This window comes from Stenotrophomonas sp. 28608_Sma, from assembly GCF_056486185.1.
On sequence record NZ_CM151308.1, the window covers coordinates 4,084,834 to 4,102,507 of the forward strand.

Annotated in this window: 16 protein-coding genes and 1 tRNA gene; 14 read left to right on the top strand and 3 right to left on the bottom strand. The window is 68.0% G+C overall.

The window, feature by feature from the left end; genetic code table 11:
• Window positions 1–194: 194 nt before the first annotated feature.
• The 7 genes from fdhE to ACZLHH_RS19345 all read left to right on the top strand — a co-directional run bounded on the left by fdhE (window position 195) and on the right by ACZLHH_RS19345 (window position 6,973).
• Window positions 195–1,178 (top strand): formate dehydrogenase accessory protein FdhE, encoded by a 984-nt coding sequence (gene fdhE / locus ACZLHH_RS19315; RefSeq protein ID WP_180844165.1) that lies wholly within the window; start codon window positions 195–197, stop codon window positions 1,176–1,178.
• Between the two features lie 4 nt (window positions 1,179–1,182).
• Window positions 1,183–2,607 carry an L-seryl-tRNA(Sec) selenium transferase gene (gene selA, locus ACZLHH_RS19320; RefSeq protein WP_180844164.1) on the top strand — a complete coding sequence of 475 codons (1,425 nt, stop codon included), beginning with the start codon at window positions 1,183–1,185 and terminating at the stop codon, window positions 2,605–2,607.
• On the top strand, window positions 2,604–4,535 hold the full coding sequence (selB, locus tag ACZLHH_RS19325) for a selenocysteine-specific translation elongation factor (protein ID WP_180844163.1): 1,932 nt from the start codon (window positions 2,604–2,606) through the stop codon (window positions 4,533–4,535). The genes selA and selB overlap by 4 nt, the downstream gene beginning before the upstream one ends.
• Window positions 4,536–4,559: 24 nt before the next feature.
• Window positions 4,560–4,655: transfer RNA gene (locus tag ACZLHH_RS19330), tRNA-Sec, on the top strand.
• Between the two features lie 26 nt (window positions 4,656–4,681).
• Window positions 4,682–5,761: a selenide, water dikinase SelD gene (selD, locus tag ACZLHH_RS19335; protein WP_180844162.1), complete on the top strand. Its 1,080-nt coding sequence runs from the start codon at window positions 4,682–4,684 to the stop codon at window positions 5,759–5,761.
• 70 nt (window positions 5,762–5,831) lie between these two features.
• Window positions 5,832–6,323: a helix-turn-helix domain-containing protein gene (locus ACZLHH_RS19340; protein WP_024956756.1), complete on the top strand. Its 492-nt coding sequence runs from the start codon at window positions 5,832–5,834 to the stop codon at window positions 6,321–6,323.
• Window positions 6,320–6,973, top strand: a complete 654-nt coding sequence (locus ACZLHH_RS19345; protein ID WP_180844161.1) for a nucleotidyl transferase AbiEii/AbiGii toxin family protein — start codon at window positions 6,320–6,322, stop codon at window positions 6,971–6,973. The genes ACZLHH_RS19340 and ACZLHH_RS19345 overlap by 4 nt, the downstream gene beginning before the upstream one ends.
• Window positions 6,974–6,998: 25 nt before the next feature.
• Here the strand turns inward: ACZLHH_RS19345 and ACZLHH_RS19350 are convergent, their stop codons facing one another.
• The gene (locus ACZLHH_RS19350; protein ID WP_180844160.1) at window positions 6,999–7,859 is read right to left on the bottom strand and encodes a YicC/YloC family endoribonuclease; all 861 of its coding nucleotides are present in this window, start codon (window positions 7,857–7,859) and stop codon (window positions 6,999–7,001) included.
• Between the two features lie 124 nt (window positions 7,860–7,983).
• Between ACZLHH_RS19350 and rph the strand changes: the two genes are divergently transcribed.
• The 7 genes from rph to pepQ all read left to right on the top strand — a co-directional run bounded on the left by rph (window position 7,984) and on the right by pepQ (window position 15,230).
• Window positions 7,984–8,709, top strand: coding sequence for a ribonuclease PH (gene rph, locus ACZLHH_RS19355; protein ID WP_049426699.1), 726 nt, complete (start codon window positions 7,984–7,986; stop codon window positions 8,707–8,709).
• A complete protein-coding gene (locus tag ACZLHH_RS19360; RefSeq protein ID WP_180844159.1) occupies window positions 8,706–9,095 on the top strand; it encodes a VOC family protein in 390 nt (129 codons plus the stop codon). The genes rph and ACZLHH_RS19360 overlap by 4 nt, the downstream gene beginning before the upstream one ends.
• A complete protein-coding gene (gene rdgB / locus ACZLHH_RS19365; RefSeq protein ID WP_180844158.1) occupies window positions 9,092–9,688 on the top strand; it encodes an RdgB/HAM1 family non-canonical purine NTP pyrophosphatase in 597 nt (198 codons plus the stop codon). Before ACZLHH_RS19360 ends, rdgB begins: the two co-directional genes overlap by 4 nt.
• A gap of 56 nt (window positions 9,689–9,744) precedes the next feature.
• Window positions 9,745–10,971, top strand: coding sequence for a radical SAM family heme chaperone HemW (gene hemW, locus ACZLHH_RS19370; RefSeq protein WP_049461727.1), 1,227 nt, complete (start codon window positions 9,745–9,747; stop codon window positions 10,969–10,971).
• Between the two features lie 201 nt (window positions 10,972–11,172).
• Window positions 11,173–13,452 (top strand): DUF1631 family protein, encoded by a 2,280-nt coding sequence (locus tag ACZLHH_RS19375; protein ID WP_180844157.1) that lies wholly within the window; start codon window positions 11,173–11,175, stop codon window positions 13,450–13,452.
• Window positions 13,449–13,823 carry a PilZ domain-containing protein gene (locus ACZLHH_RS19380; RefSeq protein ID WP_049400720.1) on the top strand — a complete coding sequence of 125 codons (375 nt, stop codon included), beginning with the start codon at window positions 13,449–13,451 and terminating at the stop codon, window positions 13,821–13,823. The genes ACZLHH_RS19375 and ACZLHH_RS19380 overlap by 4 nt, the downstream gene beginning before the upstream one ends.
• A 75-nt stretch (window positions 13,824–13,898) precedes the next feature.
• The gene (pepQ, locus tag ACZLHH_RS19385) at window positions 13,899–15,230 is read left to right on the top strand and encodes a Xaa-Pro dipeptidase (RefSeq protein WP_132810728.1); all 1,332 of its coding nucleotides are present in this window, start codon (window positions 13,899–13,901) and stop codon (window positions 15,228–15,230) included.
• Between the two features lie 555 nt (window positions 15,231–15,785).
• Here pepQ and ACZLHH_RS19390 read toward each other — a convergent pair.
• Window positions 15,786–17,108, bottom strand: a complete 1,323-nt coding sequence (locus ACZLHH_RS19390; RefSeq protein ID WP_132811155.1) for an aminopeptidase P N-terminal domain-containing protein — start codon at window positions 17,106–17,108, stop codon at window positions 15,786–15,788.
• Window positions 17,109–17,113: 5 nt separating this feature from the next.
• Entirely contained in the window at window positions 17,114–17,662 is a 549-nt protein-coding gene (locus ACZLHH_RS19395; RefSeq protein ID WP_032128368.1) for a YecA/YgfB family protein, read from the bottom strand.
• Window positions 17,663–17,674: the final 12 nt, after the last annotated feature.

Here is a 17,674-nt window from a genome sequence, read left to right on the forward strand (position 1 = left end):
GGGTGGGTCCGGTCGCCCTCGACAGGTCCGCGGTGCTTTTGGTGGGTGTCGACCTTGGTCGACACGATGAACATGGCAATGATCGAAACCGGCTTTTGTAGAGTCGAGCGATGCTCGACTGCTTTGCCTCGACACGCTGGACGCCGGCGTCGACAACGGCGAGGATGGAGCCTGGTTCTTCTGGCTGGCCCTGCATGGCGCAACGCATCCTTGAACCCGGTGAGATCGAGACGCTCGCCTCGCGCGATGTGCCGCGCATCATCCTGCCCGATACCGCGTCGCTGTTTGCCGGACGTGCGGACCGCCTGCGCAGTCTGGCTGCACACAGTGCCATCGGCGGCTACCTGCAGCTGCTGGCGGCGTTGGCCGATGCGCAGCAGGCGCTGCTGGAGGATCTGACACCGCAGCAACGCGAGGAACTTCAGGCACAGGCGCGTGCGCAGCAGTCGAGTGCGGCGGCCGGTGCCGGCATGCCGTTGCGGCCGGCCAACACGCTTCAGCTGGATGGATGCTGGCGCGACTGGCTGCGCACGCTGTGCCAGCACTGTGCCGACGAAACGGGGCTGCCGCTGGAAACCCGACAGGAGCTGCAACGCGTCGCGGCGGCCGACGACGCCTGGCTGGATGCTCAGGCGCACGCGGTGCTGGAGCGCGATGACGCGCCGTCGGTGGATGCGGTCGCTGCGCTGCTGGTGATGAACGCACTGCAGGTTTACTGGGCGGTGCTCGCAGCCAGCTTCCGCCCTACCGATCTGAAGCCGCTGGCTGATGCGCCAGGGCTGTGCCCGCTGTGCGGCACCCTGCCGGTGGTCAGCGTGGTGCAGGCGCGGCCGCCCTATGCCTCCTACCGCTACCTGTCGTGCTCGCTGTGTGCCTGCCAGTGGCACTACGTACGCGTGCAGTGCAGCCAGTGTGGTGCCGCCGGCAAGGACATCGCCTATCGCGCCCTGGCCGATGTGGACGGCGACAGCGGCGAGGCGGTGCGCGAGAGCGCGGTCCGTGCCGAGACCTGCGACCACTGCCACAGCTACCGCAAGATCCTGTATCTGGAGAAAGACCCGTCGCTGGAGCCGGTGGCCGACGACCTCGGCACGCTGGCGCTGGACCTGCTGCTGGGCGAGGAAGGGTATGCGCGTGCCAGCCAGAATCCGCTGCTGTGGCAATCCGACGGCGAGTGAGGCGATGACAGCCACGCTCCCAACCCCGGCACCGGTTTCCGCCCTGCCCTCGCTGGACCGGTTGCTGCGTCTGCCTGCCCTGGCAGCACTGATCGAGGGCCACGGCCGCAGCCGTATCACCCAGCTGCTGCGTTCGCACCTGCAGGTGCTGCGCGACCGTATCAGCGCCGGCCAGCTCTCGGCCACGCAGCTGCAGGAAGCGGTTGACGGCCCGGCGCTGGTGGCAGCAGTCGAGGCCGCACTGGCCGCTGACGCACGGCAGGATCTGCAGCCGATGTTCAATCTGACCGGCACCGTGCTGCACACCAACCTCGGCCGCGCCTTGCTGCCCGATGCCGCCGTGCATGCCGTCACCCGCGCGATGACCGCGCCGGTTGACCTGGAATTCGACATCAGCCGCGGCCGCCGCGGCGATCGCGATGCCCGGGTGCGGGCATTGATCTGCGAGCTGACCGGCGCCGAAGCCGCCACCGTGGTCAACAACAATGCCGCGGCGGTCCTGCTGCTGCTCAACAGCCTGGCCAACCGCCGCGAGGTGGTGGTGTCGCGCGGCGAGCTGGTGGAGATCGGTGGCGCCTTCCGCATTCCCGATGTGATGCGCAGTGCCGGCGCGCGGCTGCTGGAAGTCGGCACCACCAACCGTACCCATCCGGCTGACTTCGCCAATGCCATCGGCACGCGCACCGCGCTGCTGATGGAGGTGCACGCCAGCAACTATGCGATCACCGGCTTCACCGCCAAGGTCGACACCGCGGCGATGGCCGCGATCGCGCACGAGCACGGCCTGCCGCTGGTGGTGGACCTGGGTAGCGGCAGTCTGTGCGATCTGGCGGTCTTCGGCCTGCCGCACGAGCCCACCGTGCAGGAAACGCTGGCGGCCGGCGCCGACCTGGTGTCGTTCAGTGGCGACAAGCTGCTGGGCGGGCCGCAGGCCGGCATCATCGCTGGCCGCGCCGACCTGATCGCGCGGATCAACCGCAACCCACTGAAGCGGGCACTGCGCATGGACAAGATGGGCCTGGCTGCACTGGAAGCGGTGCTGGCCCTGTACCGCGAACCGGAGCTGCTGGCACAGCGACTGCCCACCCTGCGCACCCTGTCACGTACGCAGGAGGACATCGATGTGCAGGCCCAGCGCCTGCTGCAGCCGATGCGTTCCGCCCTGGCGGCCGACTACGATCTTGAACGGTCACCAATGCAGAGCCAGTTCGGCAGCGGCGCCCAGCCACAGGCGCAGCTGGCCAGCGCCGGACTGCGCATTACCAGCGCGCGCCGTGGCGGACTGGATCGCCTGGCCAAGCGCTTGCGTCAGCTGCCGCGGCCCGTGCTGGGCCGCATTGCCGATGACGCGCTGTGGCTGGACCTGCGCTGCCTGGAACCGGCCGACGAAGCCGACTTCCTCGCCCAGTGGAGCACGCTGCAGGCATGATCGTCGGCACCGCCGGGCATATCGACCATGGCAAAACCAGCCTGGTACGCGCACTGACCGGCATCGAAACCGATCGCCTGCAGGAAGAGCGAACGCGCGGTATATCGATCGAACTGGGCTACGCCTATGTCCCGGTGGAAAGCAGGGACGTCGAAGGCCCCGCCGCGACGCTCGGCTTCGTCGACGTGCCAGGCCATGAGCGCTTCGTGCACACGATGGTGGCCGGCGCCACGGGTATCGATGTCGCCCTGCTGGTGATCGCTGCCGACGACGGCGTGATGCCACAGACCCGCGAGCATCTGGCCATCCTGCAGCTGCTGGGCGTGGATCGCGGCGCGGTGGCCCTGACCAAGATCGACCGTGTGGATGCGGCGCGCCTCGCCCGGGTCGAGATCGAGATTGCCGCGCTGCTGGCCGCGACACCGCTGCAGGATTCTCCTCTGTTCGCCTGCAACAGCACCGCACCCGACGATGCCGGCATCAGCGCACTGCGTACCCAGCTGCACGCATGGGCGGCGGACGACGCCAGCACACGCCAGGCCGAGCTGCGCAGCGAACTGTTCCGCATGCCGGTGGACCGCGTGTTCTCGCTGGCCGGCCACGGCACGCTGGTGACCGGCGCGGTGCATGGCGGCATCGCCGCGGTGGGTGAGCATCTGCAGCTGATGCCGGCCGCCACCGACGTGCGCGTGCGCAGCATCCATGCGCAGAACCAGGCCAGCGAGCACGCGATGGCTGGGCAACGCTGCGCGCTGAACCTGGCCGCCATCGCCCGCGACGACATCCGCCGTGGCGACTGGATTGCCGATCCACGCGCGCTGCTGGCCACTACCCGCGTCGACGTGCGCCTGCGGCTGTCCGCGTTGGCCGCACCGTTGCGCGACTGGGCACCGCTGCATATTCACTGGGGCACGACGCACCGGCAGGCCCATGTAGTACTGCTGGAAGACCACGACCACGGCGATGGTCAGTTGGTGCAGCTGGTGTTCGATGCAGAGGTCTGCGCGATGTGTGGCGATCGCTTCATCGCCCGCGATTCCGCCGCGACCCACACGCTGGGCGGTGGCGTCGTGCTCGATCCGGATCCTCCGCAGCGGCGTCGGCGCAGTCCTGCACGACTGGCCTGGCTGGAGGCACTGGAGCAGCTGGCGGCCGGTGCCGGTGTTGTCCCGCTGCTGCAGCAGGCACCTGCCGGCATTCCCCTCACCGCGCTGCAACGCTATTGCCGACGCGCCGCCGACCGCATCGACCTGCCCGAGGACGCGCGACGCATCGCGACCCGCGATGACGCGGTGATCATCCTCGCCTCGCACTGGCAGGCGCTGCGCGAGCAGGTGATCATTTCGCTGCGCGGCTGGCACGAGCGACGCCCCGACGAACCCGGCGTCGACAGCGGACGCCTGCAGCGCAGCACCCTGCCCATGCTGGCGAGCGACCTGTGGAATGCGCTGCTGCAGGACCTGCTGGCCGATGGCACGCTGCAGCGCGTGGGCGCGTGGTGGCGCCTGCCCGGCCATCACCATGCGCCACCGGAACGCGAACGTCTCCTGCTGGAACGCGTGCTGCCGCAACTGCACGCCGGTGGCTTCGATCCACCGTGGGTGCGCACCCTGGCGGCCGACATCGGCCTGGCCGAGGATGAGCTCCGCGCGGTCCTGCGGCGGGCCGCCGCGCGTGGTGAACTGTTCCAGGTGGTGCCCGACCTGTTCTATGCACCGGCCCGCATCGCCGAGCTGGCCGCGATCGTCGCGCAGCTGTCACAGGCCAGCGGCACGGTGGATGCGGCGGCGTTCCGCGATGCCATCGGCCTGGGCCGCAAACGCAGCATCCAGATCTTGGAGTTCTTCAATCGCGTTGGCTACACTCGGCGCGTCGGTGACCAGCATCGGCCGCGCGGCGACCTGCAGTGGAACGCAGCCCACGAGTGAGCCCACCGGTACCGCCGTACTTTCGGAAGGCATGCGCATCCGGGCATGCGGCTGGGCTTCAAACCCAGTAGGGGGCGTCGATCGTTCCCTGGTAGGTTCGACTCCTGCTGCCTTCCGCCATTCGTGTTTCCGCAGGAGATGTCGGCATGGCCACGCACGCGCAGTCCCCCGCTCCTTCAACGGCCGATGTCCCGCAACGACTGACGTCTCTCGCGCATGGCGGTGGCTGCGGCTGCAAGATCGCGCCGGGCGTGCTGGCTGATCTGCTGCGCGGGGTCCCCGCGCTTCCGGCACCGGCTGAGCTGCTGGTCGGCCGCGAGACCAGCGACGACGCGGCGGTGTATCGCCTTGATGACCATCAGGCGATCGTCGCCACTACCGACTTCTTCATGCCGATTGTCGACGACCCGTTCGACTTCGGCCGCATCGCCGCCACCAACGCGCTGTCGGACCTGTATGCGATGGGCGCGCGCCCGCTGTTCGCGCTGGCCATCGTCGGCATGCCGATCAACACCCTGCCGCAGGACACCATCCGCGCCATCCTGCAGGGTGGCGAGCGCGCCTGCGCCGATGCCGGCATCGTGGTGGCCGGCGGCCACAGCATCGATTCGGTGGAACCCATCTACGGCCTGGCCGCGATCGGCGTGCTCGATCCGCAGCGGCTCAAGCGCAATGCCGATGCCCGCGCCGGTGATGTGCTGGTGCTGGGCAAGCCGTTGGGCGTGGGCGTGTATTCATCGGCGCTGAAGAAAGAAGTCCTGGATGCCGAGGGCTACCGGCAGATGATCGCGTCGACTACCCGCTTGAACAGCGTGGGCGTGCCACTGGCCGCGCTGGACGGCGTGCACGCGATGACCGACGTCACCGGCTTCGGCCTGCTCGGCCACCTGCTGGAAGTGTGCCGCGCCAGCGGCGTCGCCGCCGAAGTGGACAGTGCACAGGTGCCGCTGCTGCCGCAGAGCCTGGACCTGCTGCAGCGTGGCTGCGTGACCGGTGCCTCCAGCCGCAACTGGGCCTCGTATGGTGCCGAGGTGCGCTTCGACGAGGGCTTGGCCGCACACTGGCAGCCGCTGCTGACCGACCCGCAGACCAGCGGCGGCCTGCTGGTGTCCTGTGCCCCGGAAGCGGTGGATGCGGTGCTGGCCTGCTTCCACGACGCCGGATTCGGCCAGGCGGCCGTGGTCGGGCGTTTGAGCGAAGGAGCGCCGGGCGTCAGCGTGGTTTGAGACGTGAAGGTTTGCCAACGTGCCACTTCCGGGCACTTGAATAATGTCCAAAATATTGGACACTTAAGCCATGAACCTGATCGACATCGGCAAGGCGGTTCGTACCCGCCGTGAGCAGCTTGGCCTGTCGCAAGGCCAACTGGCTCATCTCAGCGGCCTTTCCCGGCAGACCGTGGTCGGCCTGGAAGGGGGCACCCTTAGTGATCTGGGCGTCAATCGCGTGGGACAGCTGATGGCCGTGCTCGGTCTGGATGTTCCGGCACCCACCACCGAAAACCGGCTGCGCAAGCAAGGCCTGAAAATGGCCGCGCGAACCGCGAACGTGAGCTACGCAAGCGAATTGACTGCGGGCGAGCTGGCCCGCGTACTGGTCAGCGGGGAGGTTCCTGCCACCTACGCGGCGCAGATGGCGCACCTGCTGGATGAAGCCCCTCCCGCCATGATGGTGATGGCGGTCGAGGAAGCTGCAATCGGCGCGCAGATGCCACCACGACGCATCTGGCGCAACGTGGCGAAGATGGCCAACACACTTTCTGCTCACCGCAAGGACCTGTGGATGTGAACCGCGAATTGCCGGCCGGCGCCTGGCAGGCGCTGCTACCCCGGGCGCTTGTCCTCATCGGGGAGATCCGGCGTCACGGCGGCATCACCGATCCGTTCTGGACGTTGGGTGGCGGAACGGTACTGATGTTTCGACATCGGCACCGGCTCAGCAAGGACATCGACATCTTCGTGCCGAACCCCCAGTACCTGGGCTTCGTCACTCCCCGCTTGAGCGATGTGGCCGCGAGCCTTACCGGCGACTACAGCGAAGATCCCAGCGCATGGGTCAAGCTGCAGTTCGAGGAAGGCGAGGTGGATTTCGTCGCGGCCCCCAATCTTCTCGATGATGCCTGGGAGGAGTGGACGATCGATGGTCAGCGCATACGGGTGGAAACGTCGGCGGAAATCATCGCCAAGAAAATGTTCCATCGCGGGCATCGAACAACCGCCCGAGACCTGTTCGATCTTGCGCTGGTCATCGAACGCGAGCCGGACGCGCTGGCGGCCGCCGCGCACGCGCTGGTCCGCCATCGATCAACGTTTCTTGATCAGATCCGCAATCCCCATCCGACATTGAAGATTGCGTTCAAGGCCATCGACACGCTGGACTACACGCCAGACTTCGACCACTGCGTCGCGATAGCTGCGGACTACCTGGAAGGACTGTGATCCTCCCAGGCGATTGCGCAGAACATCACTCGATGTTCTGCACCTGTTCGCGGATCTGGTCGATCAGCACCTTCAGCTCCACCGCGGCATTGGACGTGCGGCTGTCCACCGACTTCGAGCCCAGCGTGTTGGCTTCGCGGTTGAACTCCTGCAGCAGGAAGTCGAGGCGGCGGCCGACCGGCTCGCGCTGCTTGAGCACGCGGCGGATCTCGACCATGTGGCTGCCGAGGCGGTCCAGCTCTTCATCCACGTCCAGCTTCTGCAGCCACAGCACCAGTTCCTGCTCGGCGCGACCGGGGTCGACCGGGTGCGGCAGGTCAGCCAGGCGGGCGGCCAGCTTGGCGCGCTGGCCGTCGCGAATGGCCGGAATCAAGGTGCGCACTTCGGTAGCGATGCGTTCGATGCCGTCCACGCGCTCGCTGATGGCCGCGGACAACTTGCCGCCTTCGCGCTCACGGGCCTCGACGAAGCCATCCAGCACCTGATCCAGCAGGGCCAGTGCCTCGACCTGCAGGGCGGCGGCATCGGTGGCCTCGCCACGGGTGACGCCCGGCAGCTGCAGCAGATCGGTGAAGCTGACCTGCAGATTGGGGAAATCGGAGGTCAGGCGGTGCGCCAGGCGGCCCAGCTGGCCCAGCAGGGCCTCGTCCACCTGCAGGTTGGCGGCCGCTTCCGGCGCGCGCAGGCGCATCACCAGATCCAGCTTGCCGCGGCTCAGGCGCGCGGCGATACGCTCGCGCAGCTGCGGCTCGAGCGCCCGCAGTTCCTCGGGCAGGCGGGTGCCGACCTCCAGGAAGCGGTGGTTGACCGAGCGCAGCTCGCAGCCCAGCGTGCCCCACGGGGTGACCCGCTCGCCGCCGGCATAGGCGGTCATGCTTCGAATCATGGATTGTGTCCGGTGCGTGCAAAGGGGGAATGGTACCCTAGCGTCCTCACCAGAGCCCCCTTGCCCGCCCCGTGAAGGCCGCGGGCGTGGCGGCGTACTCCCTCGCCATTACGGAACCCGCACCATGTCCGATTCCCGCCCCAGCGGCCGCCAGCCCGACCAGCTCCGCCCGGTCGTCATCCAACGCGGCTTCACCCGCCACGCCGAAGGTTCGGTGCTGGTGTGCTTCGGTGAAACCCGTGTGCTGTGCACCGCCAGCGTCGAGAACCGCGTGCCGGGCTTCCTGCGCGGCAAGGGCGAAGGCTGGGTGACCGCCGAATACGGCATGCTGCCGCGCGCTACCCACACCCGCAGCGACCGCGAAGCGGCCCGTGGCAAGCAGGGCGGCCGCACGCTGGAGATCCAGCGCCTGATCGGCCGCAGCCTGCGTGCCTGCGTGGACCGCAACGCGCTGGGCGAACGCACCATCACCCTCGACTGCGACGTGCTGCAGGCCGACGGCGGCACCCGCACCGCCGCCATCACCGGCGCCTACGTGGCCCTGGTCGATGCGGTGAATGTGCTGATGAAGCGCGGCGACATCAAGCGCAACCCGATCCTGGGCGCGGTGGCAGCGGTGTCGGTCGGCGTCTACCGCGGCACCCCGGTGCTGGACCTGGACTACGCCGAAGACAGCGACTGCGACACCGACATGAACGTGGTGATGAACGACGGCGGTGGCTTCATCGAGCTGCAGGGCACCGCCGAAGGCCATGCCTTCCGCCGCGATGAACTGGACGCGCTGCTGGGCCTGGCCGAGAAGGGCGTGGCCGAACTGCTGGCCGCACAGCAGGCAGCGCTGTCGGCATGAACCGGCGCATCGCCCTGACCACCCTGGTGGTGGCCGACTACGACGAAGCCATTGCCTGGTACACCGGCAAGCTCGGCTTCGCACTGCTGGAGGACATCGACCAGGGCCACAAGCGCTGGGTGGTTGTGGGGCCGACCGACGGCAGCGCTGCCGCCCTGCTGCTGGCCCGCGCCAGCGACGAGGAACAGCGCAGCCGCATCGGCAACCAGACCGGTGGCCGCGTCGCCTTCTTCCTCAACACCGACGACTTCCACCGCGACCACGTGGCGATGCTGGCCGCCGGGGTCGAGTTCCTGGAAGCACCGCGCGAAGAACCCTATGCAACGGTCGCGGTGTTCCGCGATCTGTATGGCAACACCTGGGACCTGCTGGAGCCCCGTCAATGAAGAAACTGGTACTGGCCAGCCACAACGCCGGCAAACTGGTGGAGATGCAGGAGATCCTCGCCGACCTGCCGCTGCAGATCACCTCGGCCGCCGAGCTGGGCCTGGGCGACGTGGAAGAAACCGGCCTGACCTTCGTCGAGAACGCGCTGCTGAAGGCGCGCGCGGCCTGCGAAGCGACCGGCCTGCCGGCGCTGGCCGATGATTCCGGCCTGATCGTCGATGCCCTCGGCGGCGCACCCGGCCTGTACAGCGCGCGCTATGCCGGCCACCCGACCAATGCCGCGGCCAACAACGCCAAGCTGCTGGACGCGATGGCCGACGTTCCCGATGGCCAGCGCGGTGCCCGCTTCTATGCGGTGATCGTGCTGCTGCGCCACGCCACCGATCCGCAGCCGCTGATCTGCGAAGGTCGCTGGGAGGGCCAGATCATCCGTGAACTGCGCGGCACGAATGGATTCGGCTACAACCCGGTGTTCCTTGACACCACCCACGGCCTGACCGCTGCGGAGATGGAGCCGGCACTGAAGAACGCCATCAGCCACCGTGCCCTCGCCCTGCAACAGCTCAAGCAGCAGTTGGCGACGCTGTACTGACGCCACCCGATCAAACCAGGGAAGCCGGCCAGCGGCCGGCACTACCGAAGAAGCCCATGCCGCACGCCCACGACCACTGCAACCACCTGCCCGGCGAAGCCTGTTCGGCGGACCACGACACTTCGGTACGACTGGTGCCACCCCCGCTGTCGCTGTACGTGCACCTGCCGTGGTGCGTGCGCAAATGCCCGTACTGCGATTTCAATTCGCACCAGGCCAAGGGCGAGCTGCCGTTCGATGCCTACATCGATGCGCTGCTGCGCGACCTCGACCAGGACCTGCCGCTGGTCTGGGGCCGGGTGGTGCACAGCGTGTTCTTCGGTGGCGGCACGCCCAGCCTGTTCCCGCCGGAAGCAATCGACCGTTTCCTGCAACAGGCCAGCGCACGCCTGCGTTTCGCGCCCAATGCCGAAATCACCCTGGAAACCAACCCGGGCACCGCCGAGCATGGCCGCTTCGACCGCTATCGCGCGGCCGGCGTGAACCGCCTCAGCTTCGGTATCCAGAGTTTCGACGATGCGATGCTCAAGCGCCTGGGCCGCATCCACGACAGTGGCGAAGCCGAGCGCGCGGTGAAGATGGCGCAGGACGCGGGTTACGACAACTTCAACATCGACCTGATGTACGCGCTGCCGGAACAGACCCTGGCCGGTGCCGAGGCTGATCTGGAACGCGCGTTCGCGCTGCAGCCGGCACACATCTCGCACTACCAGCTGACCCTGGAACCGAACACGGTGTTCTTCGCGCGGCCGCCGCAGGGCATTCCCGATGAAGACAACGCCTGGGACATGCAGGAACACTGCCAGGCGCTGCTGGCGCAGGCCGGTTTCGGCCAGTACGAGGTGAGCGCCTACGCACGCCCTGGCCGGCAGAGCGCGCACAACCTGAACTACTGGCGCTTCGGCGATTACCTGGGCATCGGTGCCGGCGCGCACGGCAAGATCAGCTCGGGCGCCGAGGAACACGTGCTGCGACGCTGGAAGCTGAAGCATCCGCAGGCTTATCTGGACAGTGCGGGCACCCCGGCCTCGTTCGGGGGTGACGATGTGATCGCGCCTGAGCGTCTGCCCTTCGAGTACATGCTGAATCTGCTGCGCCTGCACGAAGGCTTCGGCCTGCGCGATTTCGAGTCGCGTACCGGGCTGTCGCGCAGCGTGCTGGATGCACCGTTGGCCGAGGCCGTGCAGCGCGGCTGGCTGGACGTGACCGATGGCCATGTGCAGCCGACCGAACTGGGCCGCCGTTTCACCAACGATGTGGTGAGCCTGTTCCTGGAGGAGTGATCCTCGCCTGACAGGGGGTAGTGCCGGCCGCTGGCCGGCAGCTCGATCGGCGCGGATTGCCGGCCAGCGGCCGGCACTACCGTTCATCGGTCGGGCCATGCCTGGCGAATGGGATGCACATTCGCCCTAAAGTAGCGCCGACAGCGGCCGACACGGTAGATTCACCAGATCGATCCGCGGGAATCCGGATACCGCCTGCCGATGTCAGCTGTCTTTTCCATCACTCCTGCCGACAAGAACCGCCTGGCCGCCAGCGACCTGCCACCGCGGGTACGTGAGCTGCTGGGCGCGCTGATCGGCCTGTGCCGGCAGACGCTGGCCGCGCCCCTGATCCTGACTGTCGAAGCGCTGGAGCAGACCCTGCTGCACGACGCCGATCGCGCACGCAATCCGCAGCAGCAGGCCGAACTGATGGCCCAGCGTGGACAGCTGCACGCCTTCGCCGGCCACTTCGCCGACCGCATGCTTGATGCCGTTGCCGACGCCCTCGCACGGTTGCGCGAACCGGGTAGCGGTGTCAGCACCAGTGCTACGCCTCCAGCACTGCCGGGCATGCTCGGGCTGTCGCTGGTTGATGAGCACGAAGTGGATCGCGACCTGCTGCTGACCGAGATGGTGCGGCGCGAGACCCTGCGTTCAACCAACACACTGAACCTGCTGGGCCAACGCCTGGGGGTACTGGCGGCGGCGCCGGCCTTCGAGGCCGACACCCTGCCGCTGGCGCCGCAGGCACTGTGCGCGATGGTGCGCCGGATTGCCGAACAGGACGCGCTGAGCGTCGAGGTACAGCTGGCGCTGTATCGCAGTTTCGAACGACAGGTGCTGGAACGGCTGGGCGATATCCTTGACCGTGCCAATGCCCTGCTGGCCCAGTCCGGCGTACTGCCGGGGCTGGTCTACACCCCCTACCTGGCACGCTCGTCGAGCACGCGGCGGATCATCACCCAGTCGGTGGGTGGCGGCCGCACCACGCAGCCGGCCAAGCGCAGCGCGGCCCCACTGACCGGCTGGAACGGTTCGGCACCGGCCGGCTCCTGGTCCAGCCTGGTACAGGACGCCTTCCACGAGGGTGGCGCAGCCGGCCCCGCCACGCCGGGCGTGACCACATCCACCGGCAGTGCTTTGCATGAGCTGCTGCAGCAGGCCCGGCACGCCAACCCTGCCCCGGCGGACAGCGGCGCAGTGCCCAGTGCGGCAGTCGACGCGGTACTCGCGCGTCTGCAGGCTCAGTCCAGCGCGGCAACCGGCGTGGCCGACCTGCAGGCCGCCGTGGTCGCGCAGCTGCGCAGCGAGCATGGTGCGCAGGCCCAGCTGGGCAGTCACGATCGGGACAACCTGGACCTGCTGCGCATGCTGATGCAGCAGGTGCAACAGCAGCAGCGTCCCGATCCGGTGCCGGCCGCCCTGCTGGCCCGCCTGCAGGTGCCCCTGGCACGTGCGGCAATGGCCGATCCGGGCTTCTTCGTACGCGACGAACATCCCGCGCGCGAGCTCCTCAACCAGATTGCCGAAGTCGGCGCCAACTGGCTGGGCGACGACGATGTCGACCCGCAGCTGCTGCAGCGCATGGCGCAGAGCGTGCAGGACCTGCTCGGCCAGGATGCACGCGCGCCGGAAGCCTTCGCCGCTGCCAACGAAGACGTGCAGCAGCACCAGCGCGCGGCGGCCCATCGTGCCGAACTGGCCGAGCGCCGCCACGTGGAAGCCGCGCGCGGCAAGGAACGATTGGAACTGGCCCGCCGCCAGGCCACCGCACAGATCGACCAGTGCTGCGACACGCAGTCGCCACCGCGCTTCGTGCAGACCCTGTTGCGCCAGGCCTGGGCCGATGCACTGACCCTCACCCGCCTGCGCCATGGCGATGATTCGCCACAGTGGCAGGAACGCCTGCAACAGACCGAGCGCATCGCTGCCATCACCGCACAGGCCATCGACGCCCCCGGCGGCACCGATACCGCGTTGGCAGCGGACGTGGAGGCCGCACTGCTGCAGGTCGGCTACCACGCCGAGGAAGCCGCCGCCGTCGCGCGCAGGCTGGCCACGCCCGGCGGCGAGGATGAAAGCACCTCGCGTACCGAACTCAGTGCCCGCCTGAAGGCGCGTGCACGGTTGGGCGAACATGCCGCCAGCGGCGGCGGCAATGCCCCGCTCGCACCGCGCAGCAGCGCCGAAGAGGCCGCCTACCAGCAGCTGTCCACGCTGCCGTTCGGCAGCTGGTTCGACATCGATACCGGTGATGGCACGCTGCGCCGGCAGCGCCTGTCCTGGTACAGCCTGCTGACCGGCCACGCCCTGTTCGTCAATCCACGCGGGCAGAAGATCACCGATACCGACCTGGATACGCTGGCACGGCAGATCAGTGCCGGGCGCGCGCAACTGGTCACCGAAGACAAGGGCCGGCTGGTCGACCGTGCCTGGGAAGCCAGCCTTGGTGCGCTGCGCGCACTGGCCACGGGCCGCGCACAGGAGACCCCCGCATGAAAGCCGTACCGCCGCAGGACACCCGCCGCGCGCCGCGCCGCCAGGTCTCGGACCTGGTGCCGGTCACCGACCAGATGCGCGAGTGCGTGGTCGGACGCCTCGGCAATGTCTCCGAAACCGGCATGCTGATGCTCGCCAGCGTGCCGCTGCGCGAGGATGCGTTGTACCAGCTGCGCTTCCCGTTGCCACTGGGTGATGGCCGCCAGCAGGCCATCGATGTGGGCGTGCACCTGCTGTGGAGCGAGCCCGCACATGCACCCGGCCAGAGCTGGACCGGCTTCCGATTCCTGACCCTGTCGCGCGAACATCGGCAGCTGCTGCGCCAGTGGGTGGGCGAGGACAGCGACGAGGGACCGGTTTCGACGGCCTGAGTGCCGGTTCCGGCACAGCGGTTTTTCGCGGTATGCGGCAGAATCTAGGGCCGTTTTCCGTGTCGAGCCACCGCAATGATCCAGCAAGACCCCGGCGCCCTGTATTCCGACCACCTGGCCGTGCTGTGCCGACGCGCCGAACAGGCGCTGGCCCGCGGCGGCTTCGATCACCTGGTGGTGCCCAGCGGCACCCTGCACTACCAGGTGTTCGACGATCGCGACTACCCGTATGCGGTGAATCCGCAGTTCAAGGCCTGGTTGCCGTTGACCCGCGTGCCCAACAGCTGGATCGTGTTCACCCCCGGCAAGCGCCCGGCGGTGATCTTCCACCAGCCGTTCGATTACTGGCACGTGGTACCGGACGCCCCCAGCGGCTGGTGGGTGGAGCACTTCGACATCCACATCATCCGCAAGCCCGAAGAGGCGCTGGCCCTGCTGCCGGCCGACCCGTCGCGCTGCGCGATCCTCGGCGAGCCGCAGAGCACGCTGGGCAACTACGTGCCGAACAACCCGGCACCGGTGGTGAACTACCTGGAATGGCACCGCGGCAGCAAGACGCCGTATGAAATCGCGCTGATGCGCCAGGCGCAGGTGCTGGGCGTGCGCGGCCACCGTGCCGCCGAAGCCGCGTTCCGCAACGGCGCCGACGAGTTCAGCATCCACATGGCGTACTGCCAGGCCGTCGGCCAGGATGCCAACGAGCTGCCCTACGGCAACATCGTGGCGTTGAACGAACACGCCGCTGTGCTGCATTACACCGAGCTGGGCCGCAAGGCGCCGCAGCCGCTGCGCAGCTTCCTGATCGATGCTGGTGCCAGCGCGCACGGCTACGCCAGCGACATCACCCGCACCTACGCCGCGCAGGGCCACGACGAGTTCGCCGCGATGATCGCCGCCGTCGACGCTGCCCAGCAGCAGATGTGCGCAGCGGTGCGCCCGGGCTTCGACTACAAGCAGCTGCACGTGGACGCACATCTTTCGCTGATGGGCGTGCTGAAGGACTTCGGCGTGATCAAGGTCTCGCCGCAGACCGCAGTGGAAACCGGCGTCAGCGCCGCGTTCTTCCCGCATGGCATCGGTCACCTGATCGGCCTGCAGGTGCACGACGTGGCCGGTTTCGCGGCCAGCGACGAGGGTGGCCGCATCGAGCGCCCGGCGGGCCACCCGTACCTGCGCCTGACCCGCGTGCTGGAACCGGGCATGGTGGTGACCATCGAACCGGGCCTGTACTTCATCGACATGCTGTTGAATGAAGTGAAGGATGCCGGCCATGGCGATGCGATCAACTGGGACCGCGTGGACTTCTTCCGTCCGTATGGCGGCATCCGCATCGAAGACGAAGTGCTGTGCACTGAGGGCGAGGCGGACAACCTGACGCGGCCGGAGTTTGCGGCGGCGAACGGCTGAGCCCCTCGTGGTTGGTCGCGGAAAGCGGTTCATGGGTTTGGCGGGGCGGGTGGGCCATGCAGGGGACGCTGCAAGTACGTCCCTGTAAGCTCGATGGCGCCATCCATGGCGCCAACGCCCCTGCATGGCCCACCCGCCCCACCTCTGACAGTTTCCTGCCGCGTTCAACCACGGAAAAGAAAAAGAAAAGCAGAAGCGGGTCGCTCGCTGCGCTCGCTCTGTGTCGACCAAGGTCGACACCTACCAACAGCCGCGCGTTCCAACGGCCGCAGTCGCCAGTAGATCCACGCCATGCGTGGAGGATTCATTCGATATCTGACAGATGTGCCGACCAACGGTCGGCACCCACCAACAGCCGCCTGAACCTGTCAAAGGCGGGGCACTGTGGGTTTGCGGGGTGTGAGCCGCATGGATGCGGCGACCAAGCCTACAGGGACGTACTTGCGGCGTCCCCGCAAACCCACAGTGCCCCGCCCTCCCACGGAATGCCGCTTCGGTTTTTGACGTTGCCGTTGATTGCAGCAGGTGCAGGGCTGCAAGCCCTGCCGAAACCCTTTACCCCGCCATCACCGCTTCGATCTCGTCGGCACTGCGCGCCAGGCCTTCGGTCAGCACGCGATGCCCGTCATCGGTGATCAGCACGTCATCCTCGGTACGGATGCCGATACCGCGCCAGCGCGGCTCCACCGTCGTATCGTCCACACCGATGTACAGCCCCGGCTCAATGGTGAATGCCATGCCCGGCTCCAGCAGGCGCGAATCGCCGGCCAGGCGATAGTCACCCACGTCGTGTACGTCCATGCCGATCCAGTGCCCGGTCTTGTGCCGGTAGAAACGCTGGTACAGGCCCTCGGACAGGTTCTTTTCCAGCGTGCCCTTCAGCAGGCCCAGCCGCAGCAGGCCTTCGGTCAGGGTCTGCACCGCCGCCAGGTGACCCATCTCGTAGGCCACGCCCGGCTTGGCCTGGGCCAGTGCCGCGGCCTGCGCGTCACCGACCAGGTCGTGCAGCGCGCGCTGCTCGGCGCTGAAGCGGCCGTTCACCGGGAACGTGCGGGTGATGTCGCTGGCATAGCCGCGGTATTCGGCACCGGCGTCGATCAGCACCAGCTCACCATCGCGCGAACGTGCGTTGTTGTCGCGGTAGTGCAGGATGCAGCCGTTGCGACCTGCACCGACGATGCTGCAATAGGCCGGCACCGCGTCGTTGGCGCGGAACACGCGTTCCAGCTCCGCCTGCAGTTCGTACTCGTGGATGCCTGCCCTGGCCGCCTTCATTGCTGCCAGATGCGCACGTACACTGATCTGCGCGGCGTGGTGCATCAGCGCCACTTCGGCGCCGGACTTGAACAGGCGCTGCTCATGCAGCAGGTGGCCCAGCTCCAGGAACTCATGCGGCGGCTGCGCACCGTGGCGCACCTGCGAACGCACGCGGTTGACCCAGCCGATCAGCTTCAGGTCGAAATCGGCGTCGCGGCCGAAGTGGTAATAGACGCGCGAACGCCCTTCCAGCAGGCCCGGCAGGATGTCGTCCAGATCGTCGATCGGGTACGCATCGTCCATGCCGTACTGCGCCACCGCACCTTCCTGGCCGGCACGGCTGCCGTCCCAGGCCTCGCGCTCGGCATCGCGCTCGCGGCAGAACAGGATGGCCTCGCCGTGGCGGCGGCCCGGGATCAACACCAGCACCGCTTCCGGCTCCGGGAAGCCGCTCAGGTACTGGAAGTCCGAATCCTGCCGGAACGGGTAATGGGTATCGAGGCTGCGCACCTTCTCGGCGGCGGCGGGAAGCACCAGGATCGCATCCTCGCCGGCCATGTCCATCAGCTGGCGGCGCCGACGCTTGTATTCGCCGGCCGCGATGCCGGTGCGCTGCTTGATGTCCATCAGTTCAGGCGCTGCCGATGGCGCGAGGCCAGCACCACGTCACCGTGCAGCAGCAACACCGCCACGCGGATGAATTCCTCGATCTCGGACAGGGCTTCGTCATCGTCATCGCCACCGGCCTCGAAATCCTCGCTGGAGGCACGCGCCAGGCTGGCCATGTCGGTCAGCGCTTCTTCGCCCTCTTCGGACAGGGTCGGGCGGCGGCCGCCGCTGCCCAGGCCGAAGCCGCCCAGGAAGGAACGGGTCCAGCTGAACATGGCATCAGCCTGCGCGGACACGTCGTCGCCATCGGTCAGCAGCAGTTCGAAGGCGAAATCGCGGTCTTCCAGTTGCTTGATGGTGACCTGCAGCAGCTGCCCCAGCACGCTGTCGGCGGCCACCGGCGGCAGGTTGTCGTCGGCCAGCACACGCGCCGGCCAATCATTGCCGGGGGCACCACCGGCGGCCAGCCAGCCGCACAGTGCGCCGTGCAGCTCGGCAGCGGTGGCGCCCAGGCCCAGCTCCTGGCTGGCGCGGGTAACGTCGTCGACGGAGGGAAGTTCGGTCATCGTGCGGCTCGT

What these genes read in the sequence shown, in the direction of transcription:
- fdhE (WP_180844165.1), top strand. Translation starts at nt 195, where the DNA reads ATGGCGCAACGCATCCTTGAACCCGGTGAGATCGAGACGCTCGCCTCG.
- selA (WP_180844164.1), top strand. Translation starts at nt 1,183, where the DNA reads ATGACAGCCACGCTCCCAACCCCGGCACCGGTTTCCGCCCTGCCCTCG.
- selB (WP_180844163.1), top strand. Translation starts at nt 2,604, where the DNA reads ATGATCGTCGGCACCGCCGGGCATATCGACCATGGCAAAACCAGCCTG.
- selD (WP_180844162.1), top strand. Translation starts at nt 4,682, where the DNA reads ATGGCCACGCACGCGCAGTCCCCCGCTCCTTCAACGGCCGATGTCCCG.
- ACZLHH_RS19340 (WP_024956756.1), top strand. Translation starts at nt 5,832, where the DNA reads ATGAACCTGATCGACATCGGCAAGGCGGTTCGTACCCGCCGTGAGCAG.
- ACZLHH_RS19350 (WP_180844160.1), bottom strand. Translation starts at nt 7,859, where the DNA reads ATGATTCGAAGCATGACCGCCTATGCCGGCGGCGAGCGGGTCACCCCG.
- rph (WP_049426699.1), top strand. Translation starts at nt 7,984, where the DNA reads ATGTCCGATTCCCGCCCCAGCGGCCGCCAGCCCGACCAGCTCCGCCCG.
- ACZLHH_RS19360 (WP_180844159.1), top strand. Translation starts at nt 8,706, where the DNA reads ATGAACCGGCGCATCGCCCTGACCACCCTGGTGGTGGCCGACTACGAC.
- rdgB (WP_180844158.1), top strand. Translation starts at nt 9,092, where the DNA reads ATGAAGAAACTGGTACTGGCCAGCCACAACGCCGGCAAACTGGTGGAG.
- hemW (WP_049461727.1), top strand. Translation starts at nt 9,745, where the DNA reads ATGCCGCACGCCCACGACCACTGCAACCACCTGCCCGGCGAAGCCTGT.
- ACZLHH_RS19375 (WP_180844157.1), top strand. Translation starts at nt 11,173, where the DNA reads ATGTCAGCTGTCTTTTCCATCACTCCTGCCGACAAGAACCGCCTGGCC.
- ACZLHH_RS19380 (WP_049400720.1), top strand. Translation starts at nt 13,449, where the DNA reads ATGAAAGCCGTACCGCCGCAGGACACCCGCCGCGCGCCGCGCCGCCAG.
- pepQ (WP_132810728.1), top strand. Translation starts at nt 13,899, where the DNA reads ATGATCCAGCAAGACCCCGGCGCCCTGTATTCCGACCACCTGGCCGTG.
- ACZLHH_RS19395 (WP_032128368.1), bottom strand. Translation starts at nt 17,662, where the DNA reads ATGACCGAACTTCCCTCCGTCGACGACGTTACCCGCGCCAGCCAGGAG.